Source organism: Pseudomonas sp. URMO17WK12:I6, from assembly GCF_003253625.1.
Lineage (GTDB): Bacteria > Pseudomonadota > Gammaproteobacteria > Pseudomonadales > Pseudomonadaceae > Aquipseudomonas.
In genome coordinates, this window is sequence record NZ_QKYZ01000003.1 from 367,036 (window position 1) to 390,537 (window position 23,502).

The window sequence follows — 23,502 nt, forward strand, 5'->3', positions numbered from 1 at the left end:
GCGAGAACAATCGTCATGGCATTTCCCCATCAAAGTCGAAGTTATTTTCAGGGCACTGACATTGCGCCAGTGCCTGGTGACCGCGTTTCAGGGGGTGTCGACGTGAAGTTGACGTCCCAAATGAGAGATAAGCCAAGCGACAGAGTCAGCATTGGCCAGCTGGACAGCCAGTCTTGTCGTAGCATCCTTTTTGAAATGCGTGCGTGCTTCTGCCAGGTTTTTTTTTCCGGTCAAACTCAAAATCCGCTCACGTGTACGGTTGGTTTCCTCGTAGAAGGTTTGACCAAAATCTTCCCATACATTTGTATCGTCATTCAAAACGGCGAACAGTTCGGATAAGGGGGTATGGATTGAAAGTGCTTCCTTCTGAAGCTGTGTCAGCGCCTTGCTCAAATGGTTGCCACGGGGCGTAGTGGTATCAATCAGGTCGACAAACGGTCTGCTTGCATCCATATAAGCAATATCCTCCGTGTCACAAATCACATGCGACAGCTCGTGGATCAACGTCGTTGCGCGGGCGTGGGCACGGATCGGGAACGCGGCATCGGTCATGTAATTACGGTAGTGATCCATGTAAGGCATAAAATACTTCTCTGCCAGGTAGATTTTTTTCTGTTGATCGGTGGGGATCGTGAAGGCAAACATATGGTCCCGGTCACCGGGATGAGCTCTCCCGGTGACGAAGCGTTCCGACTGCTCGTTCCTGAGGGTCGGATCCAACAAGGCACCGAGGATGTCCTCTACGACCTTATGGATCATCGTCACATGCTCGGGCGATATCTCCGACACATCAAGAAACCTCCTGACGAGCTGATGAACCGGTGTCTCTGTGTCGCCTGAATTTTTCAACAGTTGCAAGTTACGAAAACCGTTCCACGCATAGGTGGTTGCGAAGTCAAGGCCTTCGTCGATCAGCCGCGCCCGCACAGGGAAGAGCCGGCGTATTTGAGCCATTCCGTTGGCTTCGACGTTCATCCCGCCACGGACAGCGTTCCACGTTTTCAACCTCTTGATCAGGCTGTACTGACGAACCAGCTCATCCGGTTCCCGCACCCACTGCTTTGAAGCGTTTCGAGCAACATGGGGGCCGCTTCCGTCCGGACCGCTGATGCGCCAGCGCAGGCCACGTTTTTCGAGTTGATAGACCTTTCCTTCAACCGCTCCGTATTTTTTCTGTGTGGTCGGGTGCGTGTAGAGCCCAAGGGCGGTGTCCCGGGTCATTGAGCCAAGGTTGACATCAACGTGCTCGTGGCTCTGCAAACCGGTGCGTGCGGGATCGGTAGTGGCGATGTCCTGCCATTTAAGGCTGGCACTGGCTGGGGAGGGGGAAGACTCGCTGGCCGCTGCAGAGGGCTCTGCCTGGCCTTCCATCGACTGGCGCAACATCGCCAGTTGCGTGATGCCGCTGATAAAGGATGTTATCGCCGGGCCCCATTTGTGTTGTTGAAGCTCCTCCGCAGACTGCTTGACCTCACGATAACTGCGCCACACGACAATCGGGTAGGCCAGTTTGCCCATCAGGAACGTATAGGCCTGTTCCAGATCGTCGCCCAATACACGTTTTACGGTTTCCCACTCGCCCTGAGCGTCTTTGTTGGACTGGGTGCCCAACAGCCGTGCGAGGAGTTTGATATTTTCGTTGAACAGGTGCCTGAACAGATGGCCCTTGATGGGGTTGGAGGCCAGACTGATCTTGCCGGACGCTTTCGTACCCCTCACATGGGTGTCGTAATGTGTGCGGCCAGTGTCCGACAGACTGTTACGCACCCAACTTTGTAATGGACCTTGTGACTTGAGCTCGGTCAGCAACAGCTTTTCGTTTTCATATTCCTTCACGCCATGCTCAGGGCTATAGGGCGCGATAAGCACCTCGGGTCCAGGGGTGTTCTGTTTGGGGCCGATCAAATACATTCCCGGGACTTTGATCGACTGGTCTTTACCGAAGAGAAGCTCAAGTGGACGGATTATCGCATTCGTACCGCTGACGGCCTCGCGGGCGATTGCATCGGGCATGTCCATGACCTGCCGAACGAGGTCGAACCCGGTTTCGCTCAGGCGTTCCTGCAGTTTTAGCGAATGCGCGTAGTGCAGCAGTTGCCAGGGCAATTGTGCGGCGAACAGCTGCCTGCAGGATTTCGCAGTGGTGCTGGTTTCGGCAAGCGCCGCCTCCACAAATTTTTTGTGGAACTGACCGACATTCAGCTTTCGTATCAGGCTCTTGATGTAAGGCTTGTCCATTTTGGCAGGGATGGCGGCTGAGGTGAGTGACTTCAACTTGAAGTCGGCACTGTCCAGTTCATCAAAGTGAGTCAATGCAAAAGCCGACAGCGTTAACGTCTTTGCCGTGGACATCAGGCGCGAGGCAACCTGCACCTGGACGTTGTCCGGATCAATGGTCAATTCATCGGCCTTGAGTAACTCTTTCAACTCGAACTGTGCCGTGCGTTCAAGAGAGCGCACGCCGCTCAGGTAATCCTTATCGTCCTGGGCATTGTTCAGGTATTGCTGAAGCAGTTCTGCATGCAGTCTCTGATCCTGTATGGACGCTTTGGCCAACCATGCCGGAAGCTTTTGTTGTGTCGTCAGAGAGCGCGCGAGGTCTGTTGCCCGACGCAGCCCCGTCATCGGTTTATGCAATGCCACCAGGCTCAGTAGATTCTTCAGGACCGGTTCGGTCAGGGGGGAGGCCAATGCGCGTTCGACGGACAGTTGATCCAGCCGAACAAATGGTTTTTGTACGTGATCCAGAAAATTCTCATGAATCAGCTGTAATGGCGCGAGGGTAAAGGTGCGCCCTGATGTTCGCTGGCTTCTTTCGATATTCTCCAGAATCGCTGGGCGATCGTCCTCGCTCTGCAAACGTTTATTGAACGCTGTCAGCAGCGGTGTGAGGGCGGAAAAGGCTTCGAATCCCGAGGCGGGGGTCCATAAAATCGCCTTGCCGGAGTGGGTCGGGTCCAGGCCGCCGCGTTCGGTGAGTACAAAACAACTGGCGAGATCGAGCAAGTCACTGGAGTCGCCGGCCTTCAGCGCAAGGGAAAAGACGTCCGGCAGAAAACCGTTCAGCGCTGCGCGTTGCAGCCGGACCGGCGTCTCAAGCACCGTCTTGATCATCGCCAGTTCCGTCGTCCCAAGCGCGCGGATGACACCCAGCAGCTTGTGTTCGCTACGCAATGCGGTGGTCAGGGTATGCACAAACTTGGGTTGCAGTTGCTCAAGGGACGAACGGGTGAGGGTTTGTGCCGCCGCTAACGTTTTAACCGAAATGGACGGGTGTTTATCCAGCTGTTGCTCGAGTGCCTGCTTGACGGTGGAGAGACTTTCCAATTGTTCTTTTGCCGACTCTGCACGCACGGTGGCCGGTCGGGCACTCCATCGCTGATCGGCCCGGGTGCTCCAGCGGCCGTTTGCATCGCCGGTCAACAGGCGATTGTCGATCAGGCCCCGTACATCCAGCGCATTGTCGAGCAACGCATGCACATTGAGCGTGCCCTCGCTTTCCCGGTACCGGCTCAGGGCGTAGGTCAGGTTCTGCCATTGCTTGGCCTGGACATCTTCCATGAGTCGCTCAAACACCTGGCCACTAATCGGTTCAGCAATGATCAAGCGCTCCTGTGGCTCAAGCGACAGGAAGGTGCCGCGTTCCTCGAGGGACATGAAATTAAGCAGATTGTCCTCGTGACCTTCACTTTTGAGCATGGTCAGTATCGTGTCTTTTATCGCTGCAAGATCGGTACTGGCCTGGATGCCTGAGGAGTGGGTGTACAGGTAGCCCAAGGTGTCTGAGTTACCGCACATAAAGGTGGATGCGAGCTCTACGTAATGTTTGTAGAGGGCGCTGACACGTACGGTCTCGACCCGTAACGGCAGGGCTGGCGCAGGCGCGGCGCCGCTGACGCTCATCAACTCCAGATATTCAGTGGTGTTCAAAATACCTTGCTGACGTTTTCGCAGAAGATCCACATGGTAGGCATCCCGCATACCCTCGGCGAAAAAGTCGGAACGGGACTGCCCGCTGCTCATGGGAGAATTCCAGAAGGTTTCGAGCAGACTCTGCAGATGGGGCGTGAAGCTTTGCGCGATCTCTTTTACCTCGAGTTCCCAGGCCTGGTTATCAGCGTCGCTGCTCACACCGTGGCCGGGGTTGGAGAAGGTCCTGATGTCGCCATCCGGCCATTGATTGGTCAGGTAGAAGTGCAGCAGGGCATCGCTCAGAGATAGCGAAGAAAGCTTGCGCCGGCTTTCCGGGTTGTCGGTATTGGAGGAGGGAGACGCGCTGTCGATAAAACTATCCAGTTGCGTTTGGCGCTGGTCCAGTTTGGGAAAACGCTTGGCCAAGGCGATGTTGAGCAGCTCGTCCAACATCGATTGCAGCGACGGAATTTTCACCAGTTCTGCCAGCATCGTCTGGATGTTCTGCGTCTGGTTGCGGTCGAGGATCTGCTCCTGGTCCTGAAACCCCGCCCCCTCGATTTTTTGCAGCGTCACTGTCAAACCCGTGGCAGCCAATGCAGTCGCCCGCTGTTCGATGGAGAGATAGCGCAACAGCGCCTGCTTGCCGTCGTCCTGGCTCAGCAGTTCCTCGAGTTTCTTGGTGAGGTCGGTCATGTCCGCGTATTTGACGAGACCTTTCCACGGTGTGTAGAGGATGACTTCGCCGTTGGCCTTGGGTTCGTTTTTGACATCGTCCTCGACTTTGGGGTGACTCATGCAAAACGCACCGGCCAATGGAATATCAGGCCCATCGGGCATCTTCAACATCAGCCGATCTATCTGCATCGGAGTCTTTTGGGCTGCGCGAACCTCGTGGGTGGCGAGATAGACACCACCCCTCAACCATTTCAAATCGTCAAGAGTGAGATGCAGCGCTTTCTCGCGATCACCGGGGTGTTTGGCATTGGATGCACGTTCTGCCTCGTCGAAAAAATACGGCAGTGCTGGAGCAGTCATGATTTTTCCTCGATGGGCTGCGATCGATGGCGATCGCAGGTCGTTGGCTCGAGGGAAAACAGTAGGGCCAATGAAAAGCCCGGGTGCGGTACATATTGCTTGAGCTTATCCTTTGTCGCAGGCTTGACAGGACGCCGGTAAAACAGCGCTTAATCGACGACTTTTTTCGGTTGCCCTGCAACCTCGCTTGACCTGTTGCCCATACCCAATAATAAAACCGGAGCTTCAGATGACCGCATCGCCTGAAATGGCCGTCAACTCGAACACACAGAACCTCGACTTCGACGCGCTCGTTCAATTGCTCGAACAGATTTTCCTGCGCCATGGCACCTCGGCCGATGTCGCCAGAACCCTGGCCCTCAACTGCGCCAGCGCCGAACGTGACGGAGCTCACAGTCACGGCGTTTTCCGTATTCCCGGTTATGTGTCGACGTTGCAGAGTGGCTGGGTCAATGGCCAGGCCGTGCCGGTGGTCGAGGACGTGGCCTCGGGTTTTGTCCGGGTTGACGCCGGCAATGGATTTGCCCAACCGGCCCTCGCGGCGGCGCGGCCCTTGCTGGTGGAAAAAGCCCGCAGCGCCGGCATTGCGGTGTTGGCGATCCGCAATTCCCATCACTTCGCCGCCTTGTGGCCGGACGTCGAGCCGTTTGCCGATGAAGGATTGGTAGCGCTGAGCGTGGTCAACAGCATGACCTGCGTGGTGCCGCACGGTGCCGATCGTCCGTTGTTCGGCACCAACCCGATTGCCTTCGCCGCGCCCAGGGCCGGCGGTGCGCCGATAGTCTTCGACTTGGCGACCAGCGCCATCGCCCATGGCGACGTGCAGATCGCCGCGCGCAAAGGCGAACGTTTGCCAGCGGGCATGGGGGTGGACAGCCTCGGCCAGCCGACTCAGGACCCGAAAGCCATTCTCGAAGGTGGCGCGTTGCTGCCGTTTGGCGGGCACAAGGGCTCGGCGCTGTCGATGATGGTGGAGTTGTTGGCGGCGGCGTTGACCGGTGGCAACTTTTCTTTCGAGTTCGACTGGTCGAACCATCCGGGGGCCAAAACCCCCTGGACCGGGCAACTGCTGATCGTGATCGATCCGAGCAAATCGGCGGGGCAGAATTTTGCCGAACGAAGCCAGGAACTGGTCCGGCAGATGCATGGTGTGGGGCTCAAGCGTTTACCGGGGGATCGGCGTCACCTGCAACGCGCCAAAGCCAATGTTGAAGGCATTGCGCTCGATCCACAAACGCTGGCGAATCTGCGGGAACTGGCCGGGTCTTGAGCCCGTTCCCACAGGTCAATGGTTCAACGCCGACCCAACAACAGACCAACCACCAGGCCGAAACCCGCAGAGATGGCCACGGTTTGCCATGGATGGCCGCCAATGTAGGTTTCGGTGGCGTCGACCGCGGGTTGGGTCCGGTCACGAACACTGGATAACGAGCTTCGGGCCTGCTGGAGTTTCTGGGCGATTTGCCCGCGAAGGGTGTCTGCTTCTTCTCCGACCAGTGAGGCACTGCTTTTCAGCAGTTTTTCCGACTCTTCGATCAGGGCCTGAAGTTCGCTGAAGACCTGATCCTTGATTTGATCATCGGCGACTTGATCGACGGTTTTGCGAGCCATTTGGTGTACTCCTTACAGTGAATGGACAGTGAGCAATGGAGTCTGCCGCCGTGGCAAAAGTTGCAGCCATTTTGCGCGGTGACTCACCCCTGACGAAAAATCCAGCGCAGGACATTTCTTCCTACAGTGTAAGATGTCGCCTATTTTACGCAGCAGGTAATTCCCCATGAGCTTCAATCTGGCCGACAAACCCCTCGCCGAGCGCGCGGCGCTTGAAGATGAAAAATCCCGTCTGTTCGAACTCTGGCAAAACAACCTGGGCAAAGCCAAGGGCGAAGCCGCGCGGTTGTTCGGTGAGCGCGCCAAGCGCAAAGGCAAATGGGCGGAATGGGTACGCGCCGAACTCGACGGCATGTCGCCGCCGGAATTCGCGAACATGGTGCGCAGTGAAGTCAATCGCTTGATGGCCGCTAAATAAACGCCCCGGAAAAAATCGCGGCAATCGCTTCACGCACTTTCAACACCACCGGATCGAGCTGTGTGCTGGTGCGCCAGCCCAGTTCGATCGGGTAACGCGGCAGCGCCAGAGGGCAGGGCAGCAACGCCAGTCCACTGAGGGCGGCGATACTTTGCGCCGCATGGGCCGGAATGGTCGCCACCGCCTGACTGCCCTTGAGCAGATACGGCAACGCGGCAAAGTGAGTGGTCGACGCGCATACCCGCCGACTCAATCCCAGCGCCGCCAGACCTTCATCGGTAATCCCGATAAAACCGCCCGAGGACACCAGAATGTGCTCGCGGGCGACGAACTCATCAAGGCTGAGACTCTGTTGTCCTTCGGCCAGGTTGAGGGGATCCACCAGGCAAAGATAACCCCCTTCACCCAGCACTTGGCGGCTCAGCAGTCGCTCGGCAAACCCGCCTGCGGTGATCGCCAGATCGATGCTGCGTTCCATCAAGGCCCGGGCGACGATCTGGCTATGGGTCTGGCGAAAGATCAGCCGCAGTTTCGGCGCTCGGTGAGCGATTTCCTCGATCAATCGTCGCCCGTAGGCGATTTCGAAATCATCCGACAAACCCACGGTTACCGAGCGTCCGTCGTATTGATGGGCCGCCGGGTCAACCATCGCCAGGCTCTGGCGGCATTTGTTCAGCGCATCGCTGATTACCGGTTTGAGCTGGTTGGCCTTGAGCGTCGGCGCAAGGCCTCGGCCAGTGCGCACGAACAACTGATCACCATACACCTCGCGCAACCGGCGCAACGCCGCGCTGACCGCCGATTGCGTCACGCCAAGACGCAGCGCGGCGCGGCTGGCACTGGACTCCTCATGTAGCGCTTCGAAGACTTTGAGCAAGTTGAGATCGACGGTGGCGATATTCATTTGGTTCATATCATTCAGCAGTGAGTCGGACTTTATTCATGATCCTGTGGCGCCGGAGAATGAGCAACACCTCATTCCTGACGGAGCCACCGTAATGCCCAAGTCAATCGTTGCTGCCCTGCAAATCGGCGCCTTGCCCGGCGGCAAGGCCGACACCCTCGATCAAATCCTCTCTTGGGAAACCGCTATTATCGAATCCGGCGCGGCGTTGGTGGTCATGCCCGAGGCGTTGCTCGGTGGTTACCCCAAAGGCGAGAGCTTCGGCACGCAACTCGGTTACCGGCTGCCGGAAGGTCGAGAAGCCTTTGCCCGGTATTTCGCCAACGCCATCGACGTGCCCGGTACCGAGACCGACGCCTTGGCCGGGTTGTCGGCCCGCACCGGGGCCAACCTGGTGATCGGCGTGATCGAGCGCGCCGGCAGCACCTTGTACTGCACCGCGCTGTATTTCGACCCGCAGGCAGGGCTGGTTGCCAAGCACCGCAAATTGATGCCCACCGGCACCGAGCGACTGATCTGGGGCAAGGGCGATGGCTCGACCTTGCCGGTGATCGACAGCCAGGTCGGGCGGATCGGCGCGGTGGTGTGCTGGGAAAACATGATGCCGTTGCTGCGCACCGCGATGTACGCCAAGGGCGTGGAGGTCTGGTGCGCGCCGACTGTGGACGAGCGCGAGATGTGGCAGGTCAGCATGCGTCACATCGCCCATGAAGGACGCTGCTTTGTGGTCAGTGCCTGTCAGGTTCAGGACTCGCCACAAGCCTTGGGCGTGGACATCGCCAACTGGCCGGCGGAGCGCCCGTTGATTGCCGGCGGCAGCGTGATTGTCGGGCCGATGGGCGATATTCTCGCCGGGCCGCTGCGTGGCGAGGCGGGATTGCTGACCGCCGAAATCGACACCGATGACCTGATCCGCGCCCGGTACGACTACGACGTGGTCGGGCATTATGCGCGCCCGGACGTGTTTGAGTTGACGGTGGATGAGCGAGCCAAACCGGGCGTGCGGTTCAACACATAATCCGTCGGGGGGTGTGATTGTCGTCTAGTCTCCAGGCGTTCACACCCCCGTCAACGGATGGACTCGCCATGAGTTTGTTACTAGGCCCGATTCTGCAGTTTCGTGGCATCAATAATAATGTCTACAACGTGTCTGCCGTGGTGGTTTCACCCTTGGGCGAGCCACCTCCCACGGTAAAAGTGCCCAAGGATGTGACTGCCGACACACCCTTGGCCATCGCCGATATCCCGCTGCTCAACCCTAATTCCCGCGTCTGGCGCATCGATTTCAAGGCGGCGCAGGATCAGGCCGTTGCCACCAGTTACACGGTTTCCATAGACGGTGCGCAGGCCAACTTCGTCGTTCCGGCCAAGGGCCAGTCGCCGCGCATTGCGTATGTGTCGTGCAACGGTTTCTCCGACCCCAAGGAGATGGAGAAGGTCGACCGCAACAACGAGCGTTGGGAGCACATGTGGGGTGCTCACCAGGGCGAGCCCTATCATCTGCTGTTGATGGGCGGCGATCAGGTTTACAGCGACGACATGCGCAGCAGTGTGCCGTCGATGAAAGCATGGTTCGCCAAACCCTTCGCCGACCGGCAAAAGGCTGCTTACAGCAAGGTGATCGAAGCCGATCTGGACAAGTTTTTCACCAGGCTCTACCTGGAATGCTGGAAACAGCCCGAGATGGCCAAGGTGTTCGGCGCCATTCCGACGGTGATGATGTGGGATGACCATGACATCATCGATGGCTGGGGTTCCTACGATGAGATATTGCATTCAAGCCCGGTGTTCCAGGGGCTGTTTGCCACAGCCAAACGCTATTTCAGGATTTTCCAGCAGCAACTGATCCAGACGCATCCTCACCTCAAGCCGTCCGCTGATACCCATCCCTGCGCGATTCCCGGCACTGCTGATGGCTTTCACCTGGGGTTCACCGGCCTGGGCGAGTTGGCCTTGCTGGTTCCCGATCTACGCAGCGAACGCGCGCCGGACTTGACCACCCCGCAGGCCCAACAAACCCGGGTTATTTCCCCGGTCAGTTGGGATGCGATTTATGCCTGGCTGGACAAGGTCCCGGCGCACAAGCACCTGTTGCTGATGTCGAGTATTCCGGTGGGCTACCTTGATTTGCAGGCGGCCGAAAAGGCGCTGGACGTGATGGTGGGGCAACAGGAGCTCGAGGACGATTTACGCGACCACTGGCGAAGCCTGCCGCACCGCAGTGAACGCAAGCGCTTGATCATGCGGCTGCTGGATTTCGCCAAAGCCCAATCATGCAAGGTCACGCTGGTGTCTGGCGACGTTCATGTGGCCGGGGTCTGCGTGATCGAGTCGAAGCTGCCCCGGCATGGCTGCGACGGCGCGGGGAAAATCTACCAATTGATTTCCACCGGCGTCGTGCATCCTGCGCCGCCGGTGTTGGCGGTGCACTTTCTGGAGTCCATCGGTGGCAATCAGGAACAGATCGATTACGGCATCACCGGAACCATGTTGCCTGTTGGCGCGAGGGGGCGTTACCTGATCGCCGCTCGAAACTGGTTGGCGATCGAGCCGGATGAAGGCGGCAACGGCAAGACCCGACTATGGGCCAACTGGCACGTAGAAGGTCTGAAGCATAGTGTGACGCAGGTGATCGACCCCGTTACATAGCGTGCTGCGGTTCACTTAAGCGATTTCAGCCGCGACGCATTCCTTGTAGCAGCTGCCGAGCTCGCGAGGCTGCGTTCGGCTGCGAAGCAGTCGGTAAATAAGACAATGCGGTGCATCAGATACACCACGGCAGCCGGACTCACGACTGCTTCGCAGCCGAACGCAGCCTCGCAGGCTCGACAGCTGCTACAGATCGCATTACGGCGTAAGTGAACAGAATTACGTTACTAGCGCGTTACCAGGTGCCAGAGATCGAGCCCGGCAGGCTGAGCTTGCCGCTGTCGACAAAACGCATGGTGCCGAACGCCCCTCCGGCCAGTTTGCCGCGCAGTACGTAAGGCAGATTGTCCAGTGTCTGCGTCTGACTCAGCCCGAGGGTCTGACGCAGCATCGAGAAGGCCGAAACGCTCACCGGCACCACGATCACTGCTTCGGAGAACCGCGGGATCGAGCCCGACTGATCGCTGACGCCGGAAGCTAGTGGCTGGCCATTAACCTCCAGGTCCAGCGCCACGCCGTTATAGGCGATCGCGGTTTCATTGGGGTTTTGCACGCGCAGTTTTACCGCGAAGCGCACTTCCAGCTCCTGGCTTTGCAGCGGCTCGATACCGACCACGTTGATGTGCAGCGGGTCGCGACTGGGGAACAGGGCGCAGGCGCTCAGAGACAGCAATAGAAGGGATAGGGACAGGGCCAGCAATCTGCGCATGAACATATTCTCGTAAAGAAAAAGGCCGAACCGCTCAAAGCTCGGCCTTCGAGCATTACGGACGGTTCAACTGTGCGACAGCCACAGGTGACGCGGGTTCACCCTTGGCCGCAACATCCGGGTAATGCATCACCTGAAGCACCGAGGCTTCCGGGTCGAACTCGTCTTCTTCCAGCTCGATGAACTCTTCGGGCAGGAAGATATTCAGCACGATAGCGCACAACGCACCGACAGTGATCGGCGATTCGAAGATGTTGTGCAGCGCCTTCGGCAGCTCGCGCAAGACTACAAGCCCCCTCGCCACAGGGGTGATCATTCAACGGCAGAGCTTCAAGCAAACGCCGCAAGCAGATCCTCTTCAAAGGCCTTTTGCGCATCCCCCGGCACCTGTGCGCGATGGCGCGCCAGGTGGAACGCCACCTCGAAACTCATATCACCCTGGCGCACGGCACGGAGCAATCCTTTGTCTTCCCAGCTTTGGGCGAAGTGATCGGGCAAATACCCCACGTGCTTGCCGGACAGAATGAAGGCGAGGGTGCCTTCGACCTGCTCGGATCGCGCTGAACAGAGCTTCCCCTGAAACGGCTCATCGCTGCGCAGGAAACGATAGGGGTGATCGACCCGGTCGCAGGCCTGGAGCGCTTGATCGTCAGGTGCGTCATCGGTAAACAGCGGATGCCCGGAGGCGCAGTACAGGTGCTGGGTTTCGGTGAACAGTTCACGGTAGTCAAAAGCACGCTGCGCCTGTGAGAAATAGCCGATCGCCAGGTCCAGCCGTTGTTGCAGCAACAACCGCTCCATTTCGCCGGGCATCGCGCTGATCAACTCGATGCGCACCGATTCGTCACGTTCGCGAAAGCGTCGGATCGCCTCGGCCACCCGTTCCAGCACGGACTGATCAAGCGCTTCGGACAAACCCAGGCGCACTTCGCCGATCAAACGTCCGGCCACACCGTTGGATTGATGGCGGAACGCTTCAATGGATTGGAACAAGGCACGGGTGGCAACGAGCAACTGTTCACCCTTGGGCGTGATCTTGAACCCGCCCTTGCCGCGACTGCACAGGCGATAACCGAGCCGGGTTTCGAGCTTGGCCATCTGCTGGCTGATGCTCGACTGGCTCAGCCCCAGGTCACCCTGGGCCGCGCTGAAGCCTCCGTATTCCACCACGCTGACAAACAGGCGCAGCAGGTGCAGGTCCAGATCATGCAGTTGGCCGAGCATCAAACATTACTCCGCAATAAAGTCAGGATAACTAACTTGGTATTTTTTCAATGTAACCGACGACGCATCCTGCAACCACTTCCTCCAGTCAGGTGTTCGTCATGGCTCCGCTCTTCAAGCTGTGTTTACCCGCGCTGTTCCTCGCCATGGCCGTGCCGGCCCAGGCTGAGGAAAAAGTCCTCAATCTCTACAGTTGGGCCGATTACGTGGCGCCCGAGACCTTGCAGCGCTTCGAAAAGGAAACCGGCATCCACGTGCGCTACGACACGTTCGATACGCCGGAAGTGCTGGAAACCAAACTGCTCACCGGCGGCAGCGGTTACGACGTGGTGGTGCCGTCGTCCAGCGTCCTGGCGCGCGGCCTGGCGGCGGGAGCGCTGAAGGAAATTCCTCACGATGGCCTCAAGGGGTACGCCAACCTCGACCCGGACATGCTGGGAAAACTGGCGGCGGTCGATCCCGGTAATCGCTATGGCGTGCCTTACACCTGGGGCACGCTCGGGCTTGGGATGAATGTTGAAGCGGTAAAACAACGCTTGCCCAACGTACCGCTCAACAGCCTGGACCTGCTGTTCAAGCCCGAATACGCCAGCAAACTGAAAGACTGCGGCATCGCGATTCTCGATTCGCCGCAAGAGGTGATTGGCCTGGCGCTGCATTATTTGGGTAAAGATCCCTACAGCACCGACAAGGCTGATCTGACAGCCGCCGACGCCCTGTTGCGTCAGCTACAGCCGTCGGTGCTCTACGTCGCCACCGGGCGGCAGATCAACGATCTGGCCAATGGCAGCGTTTGCCTGGCACTGACCTACAACGGCGACGCGAGCATGGCCGCCGATCAGGCGCGCAAGGCCAATAAACCGTTCGAGGTGGCTTACCGCATTCCACGTGAAGGCACACTGGTGTGGCAGGACAACCTGGCAATTCCCAAGGACGCGCCGCACCCCGAAGCCGCCCGAGCCTTCGTCGAGTTCATGTTGCGCCCCGAATCCGTCGCTGCACTGACCAATACGCTGTTCTTCGCCACGGCCAATGAGGCGGCGACGCCACTGGTGGATGAGGCGGTGCGCAGCAATCCCGACATCTACCCGCAGGCCGTGGTGCGTGAGCGGCTGTATGCCGACCGCAGCATGAGCCTCAAGGACATGCGTCAGCGCACCCGCCTGTGGACCACTTTCCGTAGCCACCAATAAGCCAACAATAAGGAACACACCCATGGACGTCCCTGCACAGAACGATCAGGCCATGACCCGCGACAGTCTTTATGGGACTGCCGCCGAAAGCACCTACGCCGGTATCACCAGTTTCATGCGCCGGCGCTACAGCCGCGACTTGCGTGGCGTCGACGTGGTGGTCAGCGGCGTGCCGTTCGACACCGCCACCAGCAACCGTTCCGGGGCGCGTTTCGGACCACGCGGCATTCGGGCGGCGTCCACCGGGATCGCCTGGGAACGCCATTGGCCGTGGACGTTCGACCCGTTCGATCACTTGGCGGTGATCGACTACGGCGATTGCGCCTTCGATTACGGCGCGCCGCATTCGGTGCCGGAAAGCATTGAAGCCCACGCCGGGCACATCCTGGATAACGGTTGCGCGATGCTGACCTTCGGCGGCGATCACTTCATCAGTTATCCGCTGCTCAAGGCCCATGCCCGCCAGCACGGCCCGTTGTCATTGATTCACTTCGATGCCCATAGCGACACCTGGCCGGATGAAGAGGGCAAGCGCGTCGATCACGGCACGATGTTCTGGCATGCGGCCAGGGAAGGGCTGGTGGATCCGTCGCGCTCAGTGCAAATCGGTTTGCGCACCACCAATGACGATCATCAGGGCTTTCAGGTGCTGGATGCGCGGCAGGTTCATCGGCAAGGGTGCGAGGCGATTGTCGAGGCGATTCGTGCGCGGGTCGGTGATCACCCGGTGTATTTGACCTTCGACATCGACTGCCTCGACCCAGCCTTCGCGCCCGGTACCGGGACGCCGGTGTGCGGCGGCTTGAGCACGGTGCAGGCGCTGGAGATTCTCGGCGGCTTGCGCGGGATCAACCTGGTGGGGATGGACGTGGTGGAAGTGGCGCCGGCCTACGACCACGCCGACATTACCTCACTGGCTGCGGCGACCCTGGCCATGGAAATGCTGTGTTTGTATGCGGCCAGGCATAAGGTCGATCGGTAACAAGCCAAAATGTGGGAGCGGGCTTGTGTCTGGCGTTTCGCTACTGCCACTTTCTGACAGCAGCCTCTGCTAAGCTCCGGCGACTTCCAGAAAGGAGCCTGCCGACCGTGTCGCGAACCACTCGTTTACTGACCTTGTTACAAGTGCTACGCGGCAAAAGTCGTCCGGTGACTGCCGCGACATTGGCCAGCGAGCTGGAGATTTCCGAACGCACGCTGTACCGCGATATCGCTGAACTCACCGCACTCGGCGCGCCGATTTTTGGCGAGGCGGGGATCGGCTATGTGTTGCGCAGCGGTCTGTTTCTGCCGCCCTTGATGCTCAATGCCGATGAGACCGAAGCCATCGTGCTCGGTTTGCGCTACGTGGATCAGCGGGGTGATGAGGTGTTGAGCAAAGCGGCGGCCGATGCCCTGGCAAAAATCGCCGCGGTGCTCGACCCGACGGCCCAGGACGCCTTGCGCAACCCGACGGTGTTGCCGGGGCCGCCGGGTTGTGGCTATCCGCAAAACGCCGTGCCGTTGAATGTGTTTCGCCAAGCCATCCGCGATCAAGCCAAGTTGCATATCGATTACGCAGACGCCAACCAGGTGCCCAGCCAACGTTTGATCTGGCCACTGGCCCTGGGGTTTCTCAATGAGGTGCGGATCATCGTCGCTTGGTGTGAGTTGCGCAGTGCCTATCGCACGTTCCGCACCGACCGGATCTCGGCCGCCAGTGAACAGGGTGAGCGCTATCCGGGGCGGCGCAGCGACCTGTTGCGCACCTGGCGCAAGCAGATGCAACTGGACGAAGCAGGGCGTTTCACTCCTGACAAGAACTGACACCGGCTTGTTTTAGCATGGCTCCAGAAACAACTCACAAGGAGCCGTAAACATGTCCAATCCAGCCTCTTCACTGGCCCCCGCCATTGCCGCCTACATTGCTGCCGCCAATGCTCGCGACACCTCGAGGGTCGCCAGTTTTTTCGCTGAGGATGCCAACGTGTTCGATGAGGGGCAGCATCAGGTCGGCACGCAAGCCATCGCCCAATGGATGCAAGACACTGCGCAACGTTATCAGCCGCGGGTCGAGGTGCTTGACGTTCAACAGCGCACTGGCAAAGTGCTGGTGCACAACCTGATCTCCGGCACTTTTCCCGGCAGCCCGCTGGAACTGCGCTATATGTTCCGCCTCAATGAACAGGGCAAGATCGCCCGGCTGGACATCTCGCTGTAACCACCGGCCTATGTAGCAGCTGTCGAGCACCGCGACGCAGCTGCTACGGCCCGGGCTTGGCGAGCCGCTATAGAGACGTATACTGCCGCGCATGAATGTCGACTCTCCCTTAACCGCCTGGCAACACGCCATCGAACAGAAGGGCTTCGTCCAGGACGAAGCCCAGGAACATGCCGTGTGGGCGCTGCAAAAATGCCACGAAGCCTTGCAGGAAGGCCGCGCGCCCATCACCGGCGTGTACCTCTGGGGCCCTGTCGGGCGGGGCAAGACCTGGTTGATGGATCAGTTCTATCAAAACCTGCGCGTCCCGGCCCGGCGGCAGCACTTTCACCACTTTATGGGTTGGGTGCATCAGCGCTCCTTCCAGTTGACCGGTACCGCCGACCCGCTGAAGGCCCTGGCCCGCGAGCTGAGCCAGGAAGTGCGGGTGCTGTGTTTCGATGAACTGTTCGTCAACGACATCGGTGACGCGATCATTCTCGGGCGCTTGTTCCAAGTGATGTTCGAGCAGGGCGTGGTGGTGGTCTGCACCTCCAACCAACCGCCGGATCAGCTGTACGCCGATGGCTTCAACCGCGACCGCTTTGTGCCGGCGATTAGCGCGATCAAGCAACACATGCAGGTGATTGCGGTGGACGGTGGAGAAGATCATCGTCTGCACCCCGGCGCCGGCCTGCAGCGTTACTGGGTGAACGTTCCGGGTCAGCCCGGTGCCCTTGGCGACGTGTTCAAGGCCCTGACCATCGGCCAGACGCTGTCCAGCGATCCGGTGCAGATCGGCTACCGTTCGGTCAATGTCATGCAGGCCAGTCGAACCGTGCTCTGGTGCCGTTACGCCGAGGTTTGCGAGCAGCCTTTTGCCGCCATGGACTTCATGGCCCTGTGCGACACCTTCAGCGCTATTCTGTTGAGTGACGTGCCCAATCTCAGCGCGCAAAAACGCGAAGGGCGCATCGCTCGCGGCACTGAAGACGGTGTCGAGCGGGTGGCGGCGGGGGATCGCGAGTTGCCGCAATTGTCGGTGCATGACGACGGTGTGCGGCGGTTCATTGCCCTGGTGGACGAGTGCTACGACCGCAAGGTGCCGCTGTACCTCGAAGCGCAGGTACCGATGGAGGCGTTGTACACCGAGGGTTATCTGGAATTCCCGTTTCGCCGCACCCTCAGCCGTTTGCAGGAGATGCAGCTAAAACGTTTTGCCGAGGCTTGATGTCCGGGAGAAGGTGCAACGGGGCGAGAGGATCCGGTTGTCGGCACCCCGGCGCTCGCGATAAGGTCGCAGGACCTTTCAGTGCGCAAGAAGCGAACTGGGGCAACTTCATGTGTGATCGAGGGTGGAAATGGAATCCGCAGAAATTCTTGTGCTTCAGGCCAGTTACAGCAACCCGACACATGCCGAGGCGATTTGTCTTGTATTGAACCATTACGCCGAAGACCCGATGGGTGGCGGTAAGTCGTTGCCCACCCATGTGTTGCAACAACTGCCGGGGGAGCTGGCCAAGCGGCCCCATGCCTTCAGTGTATTGGCGTTTGTCGGTGGCGAGCCGGCAGGGCTGGTCAATTGCTTCGAAGGCTTTTCGACCTTTGCCTGCCGGCCATTGGTCAACGTGCACGATGTGGTCGTGGTGTCGAAGTTTCGCGGGTTGGGACTGAGCCAGAAAATGCTGCACAAAGTCGAGGACATCGCACGTCAGCGCGGCTGCTGCAAAATCACCCTGGAAGTGCTGGAGGGCAATCCAGTGGCCCAGGCGTCTTATGGCAAATTCGGTTTTTCACCCGGCATGTTCGACCCGGCGCACGGCCGGATGCTGTTCTGGACCAAAGCGCTTTAGTCCTCCGAGCCATAAAAAAGGGCGTCGATCAGGACGCCCTTAAGTCATTTGTCGGCCCCTCAAAACTACTGCTGAACGACCGCCGGGGCGACAGGCGCGACCTTGGGTTTTATCAGGCTGAAGTCGATCAACGGCCGCTGCTCACGCTCGTAAGGGTTGCCGATCATCAATGGCCGAGGCTTGAAGCTGTCGCTGACCAGGCTTTTGCTGCGGTCCAGTTCATCGAAACTCAGGCCGGCCAGATCCGCCCAGGTGTGAATCAGCTGGGAGCTGCTGTACGGTCGACCCAGATCAGCGGCAAAACTCCAGTCATGGGTTTCGCGCCATTTCGGCGAGGCCCAGGCCACGAATGGAATGGTGTACATCGGCGCGGTCGGCTTGTTCTCGTTGCGGCCCAGGGTGTTGTGGCCAGCGGAGTCGAACACGTCTTCGCCGTGGTCGGAGAGGTACAGCAGGAAGCCGTTCGGATCAGTCTTGGCGTAGTCCTTGATCAGGCTCGAGACCACGAAGTCGTTGTACAGCACCGCGTTGTCATAGCTGTTGTACGTCGGCACCTGATCGTCACGCACGCCGTCCGGCACGCCTTTGCGGTCGGTGAACTTGTTGAACGTCGGCGGGTAACGGTACTGGTAGCTCATGTGCGTGCCGAGCAAATGCACGACGATCAGCTTGCGTGGCGCCGCATCGGCCAGCGCCTTGTTGAACGGCTCGATCACATCGCCATCGTACTGGGCGGCGTTCTGGTTGCGGTTGTTGTTCAGGTACGCCTGCTCGTCGGCCTGTTCAGAGAAGGTCGTGAGCATGGTGTTGCGCTTGGTCATGGTCTGCTGGTTGGTGATCCAGAAGGTTTTGTAACCCGCCTGTTTCATCATGCTGACCAATGACGGCGTCGTCAGGTAGAGGTCCGGGTTTTCTTCGTCGGCGAACGTCAGCACCTGCTGCAGCGCTTCGATGGTGTAGGGGCGTGGGGTAATGACGTTATTGAAAACCGCCAGTTGGTCCTTGAGCTTATCCAGTTCCGGGGTGGTTTCCCGCGGGTAGCCGTACAGGCTCATGCGCTGACGGTTGGTGGACTCGCCGATCACCAGCACCAGGGTCGCCGGCTGATTGGCCATCGAGTCGGTGAAGTTCTTCAGCGGCGGGATCTTGCTGGCGCTGTCGAGCATGCCTTGCATGCTGCCCAGGGTACCGAGGTAACGGTGATAGGCCACGGCCATCTGCCATGGCACCGCGGGCTCGATGCGGGTTTCGAATTTCTCGAAGCCTTCCGCCAGGCTGCCGGTGTGCGCGGTCTGCTTGATCAGCGGGTAACCGATCACGGCCAGCACAATCGCCGTCGCTGCGATCAGCGCCTGGACGCGTGGCAGGTACACCGGACGCACGCGGGTCCAAAGGAAGTACGCGAATGCAGTGTGGGCGAGGAACGCCAGCACCATCCACCAGGCAAAATACTGCGTCAGGTATTCGCCGGCTTCAGACACGTTCGATTCGAACATGATGAAGATGACGCTCTGGGAAAATTCCTGCTGATAGATGAAGAAATAACCCAGGCTGGCCATCGAACAGGCCCACAGCACCACACCGATCAGCGCGGACATCACACGGGTTTGTTTGGGGAACAACAGCATCGGCGCGAGCCAAATGGCGCTCATCACAAAAGCCTGGCGGAACCCGCTAAAACCGGAGGTGCCCGTCAGTTGAATCAGTAGTTGGGTGATACCGGAGAAATACCAGAAGAACAGAAATAACCAGAGTAATCCTGCCCAATCAAAACCATTCGCAGACGTTTTTCTGCGTTTAAGCAAAGCCATTCAACACTCCAGCCTGATGATCGGCCGTCGGCACTCTCCTTGTCGCAGACGAACGGATGCCGCTCGCAAAGCAAGCAGCCACAAAGGGCCGGAGTATCGCCAAGCAAGTGTGAAAACTTTGTGAGTTGTCGCAGCGGACAGGATTGCAGCGAGTCAGAAACAGCGCTGGGCCGCTTCCGACTCAAGCGAGGAGATCAGGCGTGAGGAGCACGGTGACGGGCAAGGGCTGAGCCTGATTGCCTTGGGTCAGCAGGCGCAATTGCGCAACTTCCCGCTTCAACTGATCGCGCTCCTCTTTCAACTGGCGCAGTTCATCGCGACGGATCGTGACGTAAAGGGTTTGTGCTGGCAGTGCTGTGTGTACGGTGCCCATTGCTCACCTCGCAAATGGCGGTATCAACTGTAAGTCGACTCCCGAAATCGGGTGCTCACTTACTATCGGCGCCAATTTTGATTTCTTTTGCCCCTGAAGGGAACTTTTTTATTTTTCATGGTCGTTGTGTCTTCGGCACGATTCCCGACGTTATCAGTCTGGATCGGGCACAATGCCCAGAAACTTCATCCCACCGCTCTGGACTAACCTTCACTAGTCGCGTTGGGCTATAACCTTAGACACACTTTATTTGTAGTAGGGAGCATCAGTACATGCAACTCGGGATTATTGGACTGGGCCGCATGGGCGGTAATATTGCGCGGCGCCTGATGCTCAACGGGCACACCACCGTTGTTTACGACCGCAATACCGCTTTTGTCGATACCCTGGCCGAAGAGGGCGCCACCGGCGTCGCCGACTTGCCAGCCCTGGTCGCTGGCCTGGCCAAGCCGCGCGCGGTGTGGGTCATGCTGCCCGCCGGCGCACCGACCGAAGACACCATTGACACCCTGAGCACCTTGCTTGAAGCGGGCGATACCATCATCGATGGCGGCAACACCTTCTATAAGGACGATATCCGTCGGGCCAAAACCCTGTCGGAAAAAGGTCTGCATTACATCGACGTCGGCACCTCCGGCGGCGTCTGGGGCCTGGAACGTGGCTACTGCATGATGATCGGCGGCGATGCCGAGACGGTTAAGCGTCTTGACCCGTTGTTCGAGTCCCTGGCCCCGGGTATGGGCGACATTCCGCGCACCAAGGATCGCAAGTCCGATGACGATCGCGCCGAGCGCGGTTACATCCACGCAGGCCCCGCCGGCGCCGGCCACTTCGTCAAGATGATCCATAACGGCATCGAATACGGAATGATGCAGGCCTTCGCCGAAGGCTTCGACATCCTCAAGACCAAAGCCAGCACCAACCTGCCGGAAGATCAGCGTTTCGACCTGAACGTGGCCGACATCGCCGAAGTCTGGCGTCGTGGCAGCGTGGTCTCGTCCTGGCTGCTTGACCTGACCGCCGATGCGCTGGCGTCCGATCCGAAACTCGACGGCTACTCGGGTGAAGTGGCGGACAGCGGTGAAGGGCGCTGGACCATCGAAGCCGCCATGGAACAAGCGGTGCCGGTACCGGTGCTGTCGAACTCGCTGTTCTCTCGCTACCGTTCGCGCGGGCAAGGCAACTTTGGCGACAAGATTCTCTCGGCCCAGCGCTTCGGCTTCGGCGGCCATGTGGAGACTGCGAAAAAATGACCCACGTGATCCGCAGGAAATCCAAGGCAGAACCCGCACCGCCCACCACGCTGTTTTTGTTCGGTGCCCATGGTGATCTGGTCAAGCGCCTGCTGATGCCGGCGCTGTACAACCTGAGTCGCGATGGTTTGCTGGGGAATGGACTGCGGATCGTCGGCGTTGATCACAACGCCATCAGTGACGAAGCCTTTGCCAAAAAACTCGAAGATTTCATTCGGGCGGAAGTGGCAGCCAAGGTCGGCAAGGGCGATCACGCCCTTGATCCGGCGTTGTGGGCCAAATTGGCCAAACACATCAGCTACGTCCAGGGCGATTTCCTGGATGAGCGCACTTATGACGCGCTGGCGGCGAAAATCGACGCCAGCGGCACCGGCAACGCCGTTTTCTACCTGGCCACCGCTCCGCGCTTTTTCAGTGAAGTGGTGCGACGTCTCGGGGCTGCCGGATTGTTGCAAGAAGCCCCTGAAGCGTTCAGAAGGGTGGTGATCGAAAAGCCTTTCGGCTCGGATCTGTATACCGCCGAAGCCTTGAACGCGTGCTTGCTCAAAGTGATGACGGAAAAGCAGATCTACCGGATCGATCACTATCTGGGCAAGGAAACCGTGCAGAACATTCTGGTCAGCCGGTTCTCCAACAGCCTGTTCGAAGCCTTCTGGAACAACCATTACATCGACCACGTACAAATCACCGCCGCTGAAACCGTCGGCGTTGAAACCCGTGGCAGTTTTTATGAGGTCACCGGCGCCCTGCGGGACATGGTGCCTAATCACCTGTTCCAATTATTGGCGATGGTCGCCATGGAACCGCCGGCGGCGTTTGGCGCCGATGCGGTACGTGGCGAGAAGGCCAAAGTGATCGGCGCGATTCGCCCCTGGTCGATCGAGGAAGCGCGAGCCAACTCAGTGCGCGGCCAATACACCGCCGGCGAGATCGATGGCAATCGGTTGCCCGGTTATCGTCAGGAAACCAACGTCGCGCCCGACAGCACCACTGAAACCTATGTCGCGCTCAAAGTGATGATCGACAACTGGCGCTGGGTCGGTGTGCCGTTCTACCTGCGTACCGGCAAGCGCATGAGCGTGCGCGACACCGAGATCGTCATTTGCTTCAAGCCGGCGCCGTATGCGCAGTTCCGTGACACCGAGGTCGAAGAATTGCAGCCGACCTACCTGCGGATCCAGATCCAGCCCAACGAAGGCATGTGGTTCGACCTGCTGGCCAAACGGCCGGGACCGGCGTTGAACATGGCCAATATCGAGCTGGGCTTTGCCTACAAGGATTTCTTTGAAATGCAGCCTTCCACCGGCTACGAAACCTTGATCTACGATTGCCTCACCGGCGATCAGACGCTGTTCCAGCGTGCCGACAACATCGAGAACGGCTGGCGCGTCGTGCAGCCGTTCCTCGACGCCTGGCAGCAGGATGCAACCGTGGAGAGCTATGCAGCCGGCGAAGACGGACCCAAGACCGCTGACGAACTGCTGACCCGCGACGGTCGCGTCTGGCACAGCCTCGGATGATGGACGTCACGCAACAACCCATCCGTTTTCTGCTCAGTGACATGGACGGCACCTTGTTGCTGCCCGATCACAGCCTCAGCCAGCGCACCATCGATGCCGTTCGCGCCTTGCGTGACGCCGGCGTGCTGTTCAGCCTGGCCACCGGGCGTCCACCTAAAGCCATGTTGCAGCAGATCGAAGCCCTGGGCGTTGATCTGCCGACGGCGGCGTTCAATGGCGGCACGATCGTCAACCCGGATGGCAGTTTGCTGGTGGCGCATTATTTGCCGGCAACCGCAGCGCTGACGGCGCTGGCACTGTTTGCCGATCAGCCGGACATTGAAGTCTGGGTGTTCAGCGGTGGTGACTGGCTGTTGAAGGACTCGAACGGCCCGATGGTCCCGCGAGAGCAACATGGCCTGGGTTATCCGCCGGTGGTGGTCGAGAGTTTCGAGCCTTGCCTGGCACGCATCGACAAGATTGTCGCTGCCAGCAACAACACCGAACTGTTGATCGAGCTGGAGGCGCGGTTGCTGCCCAAGGTCGAAGGGCAGGCGCAGGTGTCGCGTTCGCAACCGGTCTATCTGGATGTGACGGCGGTGCAGGCCAACAAGGGCGCGGCACTGGCGACGCTGGCCGAGTTTCTCGGGGTGTCGCTGGAACAGACCGCCGCCATGGGCGACGGCGGCAATGACCCGGCGATGTTTCATCGTGCCGGGCTGTCGATCGCCATGGGGCAGGCGGAAGAGGCGGTGAAGCGTCAGGCCGACGTGGTGACCGGGGCCAATACCGAAGACGGCGCGGCTCAGGCGATCGAGCGATACATCCTCCCTCGATAAGCACACAAAACCAATGTGGGAGCGAGCAGGCCCGCTC

At 59.2% G+C, this 23,502-nt stretch carries 20 protein-coding genes and 1 pseudogene; 13 read left to right on the top strand and 8 right to left on the bottom strand.

Going from position 1 to position 23,502, the window contains the following annotated elements:
• Positions 1 to 87: 87 nt before the first annotated feature.
• Positions 88 to 4,950 (bottom strand): dermonecrotic toxin domain-containing protein, encoded by a 4,863-nt coding sequence (locus tag F475_RS07615; RefSeq protein ID WP_111453587.1) that lies wholly within the window; start codon positions 4,948 to 4,950, stop codon positions 88 to 90.
• Positions 4,951 to 5,179: 229 nt separating this feature from the next.
• On the opposite strand from F475_RS07615, the gene F475_RS07620 reads away from it, so the two are divergent.
• On the top strand, positions 5,180 to 6,220 hold the full coding sequence (locus F475_RS07620; protein WP_018926102.1) for an Ldh family oxidoreductase: 1,041 nt from the start codon (positions 5,180 to 5,182) through the stop codon (positions 6,218 to 6,220).
• A 23-nt stretch (positions 6,221 to 6,243) separates the two neighbouring features.
• On the opposite strand, the gene F475_RS07625 is transcribed toward F475_RS07620, so the two are convergent.
• Positions 6,244 to 6,561: a YqjD family protein gene (locus F475_RS07625; protein ID WP_018926101.1), complete on the bottom strand. Its 318-nt coding sequence runs from the start codon at positions 6,559 to 6,561 to the stop codon at positions 6,244 to 6,246.
• A gap of 166 nt (positions 6,562 to 6,727) precedes the next feature.
• On the opposite strand from F475_RS07625, the gene F475_RS07630 reads away from it, so the two are divergent.
• Positions 6,728 to 6,979, top strand: a complete 252-nt coding sequence (locus F475_RS07630; RefSeq protein WP_007983592.1) for a hypothetical protein — start codon at positions 6,728 to 6,730, stop codon at positions 6,977 to 6,979.
• Here F475_RS07630 and F475_RS07635 read toward each other — a convergent pair.
• Positions 6,972 to 7,892 carry a LysR family transcriptional regulator gene (locus tag F475_RS07635; protein WP_111453588.1) on the bottom strand — a complete coding sequence of 307 codons (921 nt, stop codon included), beginning with the start codon at positions 7,890 to 7,892 and terminating at the stop codon, positions 6,972 to 6,974. The two genes, F475_RS07630 and F475_RS07635, sit on opposite strands and share 8 nt — an antisense overlap.
• Before the next feature lie 85 nt (positions 7,893 to 7,977).
• Here F475_RS07635 and F475_RS07640 point away from each other — a divergent pair, with 85 nt between their 5' ends.
• Both F475_RS07640 and F475_RS07645 read left to right on the top strand, forming a co-directional pair.
• Positions 7,978 to 8,901 carry a carbon-nitrogen hydrolase family protein gene (locus F475_RS07640; RefSeq protein ID WP_086946109.1) on the top strand — a complete coding sequence of 308 codons (924 nt, stop codon included), beginning with the start codon at positions 7,978 to 7,980 and terminating at the stop codon, positions 8,899 to 8,901.
• A gap of 68 nt (positions 8,902 to 8,969) precedes the next feature.
• A complete protein-coding gene (locus F475_RS07645; RefSeq protein WP_111453589.1) occupies positions 8,970 to 10,532 on the top strand; it encodes an alkaline phosphatase D family protein in 1,563 nt (520 codons plus the stop codon).
• A 235-nt stretch (positions 10,533 to 10,767) separates the two neighbouring features.
• Here the strand turns inward: F475_RS07645 and F475_RS07655 are convergent, their stop codons facing one another.
• From F475_RS07655 to F475_RS07665, 3 genes and pseudogenes are all read right to left on the bottom strand, one after another.
• Positions 10,768 to 11,241, bottom strand: coding sequence for an LEA type 2 family protein (locus F475_RS07655; protein WP_111453645.1), 474 nt, complete (start codon positions 11,239 to 11,241; stop codon positions 10,768 to 10,770).
• A gap of 55 nt (positions 11,242 to 11,296) precedes the next feature.
• Positions 11,297 to 11,527: pseudogene (locus F475_RS07660) on the bottom strand (xanthine permease XanP); the annotation flags it as partial.
• A 44-nt stretch (positions 11,528 to 11,571) separates the two neighbouring features.
• Positions 11,572 to 12,465 (bottom strand): LysR family transcriptional regulator, encoded by an 894-nt coding sequence (locus F475_RS07665; protein ID WP_018926095.1) that lies wholly within the window; start codon positions 12,463 to 12,465, stop codon positions 11,572 to 11,574.
• Positions 12,466 to 12,566: 101 nt separating this feature from the next.
• Here F475_RS07665 and F475_RS07670 point away from each other — a divergent pair, with 101 nt between their 5' ends.
• The 6 genes from F475_RS07670 to F475_RS07695 all read left to right on the top strand — a co-directional run bounded on the left by F475_RS07670 (position 12,567) and on the right by F475_RS07695 (position 17,690).
• The gene (locus F475_RS07670; protein WP_018926094.1) at positions 12,567 to 13,658 is read left to right on the top strand and encodes a polyamine ABC transporter substrate-binding protein; all 1,092 of its coding nucleotides are present in this window, start codon (positions 12,567 to 12,569) and stop codon (positions 13,656 to 13,658) included.
• A 22-nt stretch (positions 13,659 to 13,680) separates the two neighbouring features.
• Entirely contained in the window at positions 13,681 to 14,640 is a 960-nt protein-coding gene (speB, locus tag F475_RS07675; RefSeq protein ID WP_018926093.1) for an agmatinase, read from the top strand.
• Between the two features lie 107 nt (positions 14,641 to 14,747).
• Positions 14,748 to 15,464 (top strand): YafY family protein, encoded by a 717-nt coding sequence (locus tag F475_RS07680; protein WP_018926092.1) that lies wholly within the window; start codon positions 14,748 to 14,750, stop codon positions 15,462 to 15,464.
• A 52-nt stretch (positions 15,465 to 15,516) separates the two neighbouring features.
• Positions 15,517 to 15,858, top strand: a complete 342-nt coding sequence (locus tag F475_RS07685) for a nuclear transport factor 2 family protein (RefSeq protein WP_008010768.1) — start codon at positions 15,517 to 15,519, stop codon at positions 15,856 to 15,858.
• Between the two features lie 91 nt (positions 15,859 to 15,949).
• Complete coding sequence (gene zapE, locus F475_RS07690) at positions 15,950 to 17,068, top strand: cell division protein ZapE (RefSeq protein ID WP_111453591.1); 1,119 nt, start codon at positions 15,950 to 15,952, stop codon at positions 17,066 to 17,068.
• 130 nt (positions 17,069 to 17,198) lie between these two features.
• Positions 17,199 to 17,690 (top strand): GNAT family N-acetyltransferase, encoded by a 492-nt coding sequence (locus tag F475_RS07695; protein WP_018926090.1) that lies wholly within the window; start codon positions 17,199 to 17,201, stop codon positions 17,688 to 17,690.
• Positions 17,691 to 17,755: 65 nt separating this feature from the next.
• Here the strand turns inward: F475_RS07695 and F475_RS07700 are convergent, their stop codons facing one another.
• Both F475_RS07700 and F475_RS07705 read right to left on the bottom strand, forming a co-directional pair.
• Positions 17,756 to 19,501, bottom strand: a complete 1,746-nt coding sequence (locus F475_RS07700) for a phosphoethanolamine transferase CptA (protein ID WP_111453592.1) — start codon at positions 19,499 to 19,501, stop codon at positions 17,756 to 17,758.
• Positions 19,502 to 19,682: 181 nt separating this feature from the next.
• The gene (locus F475_RS07705) at positions 19,683 to 19,874 is read right to left on the bottom strand and encodes a DUF6026 family protein (protein ID WP_111453593.1); all 192 of its coding nucleotides are present in this window, start codon (positions 19,872 to 19,874) and stop codon (positions 19,683 to 19,685) included.
• Between the two features lie 272 nt (positions 19,875 to 20,146).
• Between F475_RS07705 and gnd the strand changes: the two genes are divergently transcribed.
• The 3 genes from gnd to F475_RS07720 are packed head-to-tail and all read left to right on the top strand — an operon-like array spanning position 20,147 to position 23,465.
• Entirely contained in the window at positions 20,147 to 21,127 is a 981-nt protein-coding gene (gene gnd, locus F475_RS07710) for a phosphogluconate dehydrogenase (NAD(+)-dependent, decarboxylating) (RefSeq protein ID WP_018926087.1), read from the top strand.
• On the top strand, positions 21,124 to 22,647 hold the full coding sequence (gene zwf, locus F475_RS07715) for a glucose-6-phosphate dehydrogenase (RefSeq protein WP_018926086.1): 1,524 nt from the start codon (positions 21,124 to 21,126) through the stop codon (positions 22,645 to 22,647). Before gnd ends, zwf begins: the two co-directional genes overlap by 4 nt.
• Positions 22,644 to 23,465, top strand: a complete 822-nt coding sequence (locus F475_RS07720; RefSeq protein WP_111453594.1) for an HAD family hydrolase — start codon at positions 22,644 to 22,646, stop codon at positions 23,463 to 23,465. The genes zwf and F475_RS07720 overlap by 4 nt, the downstream gene beginning before the upstream one ends.
• The last annotated feature ends 37 nt before the right edge of the window (positions 23,466 to 23,502 follow it).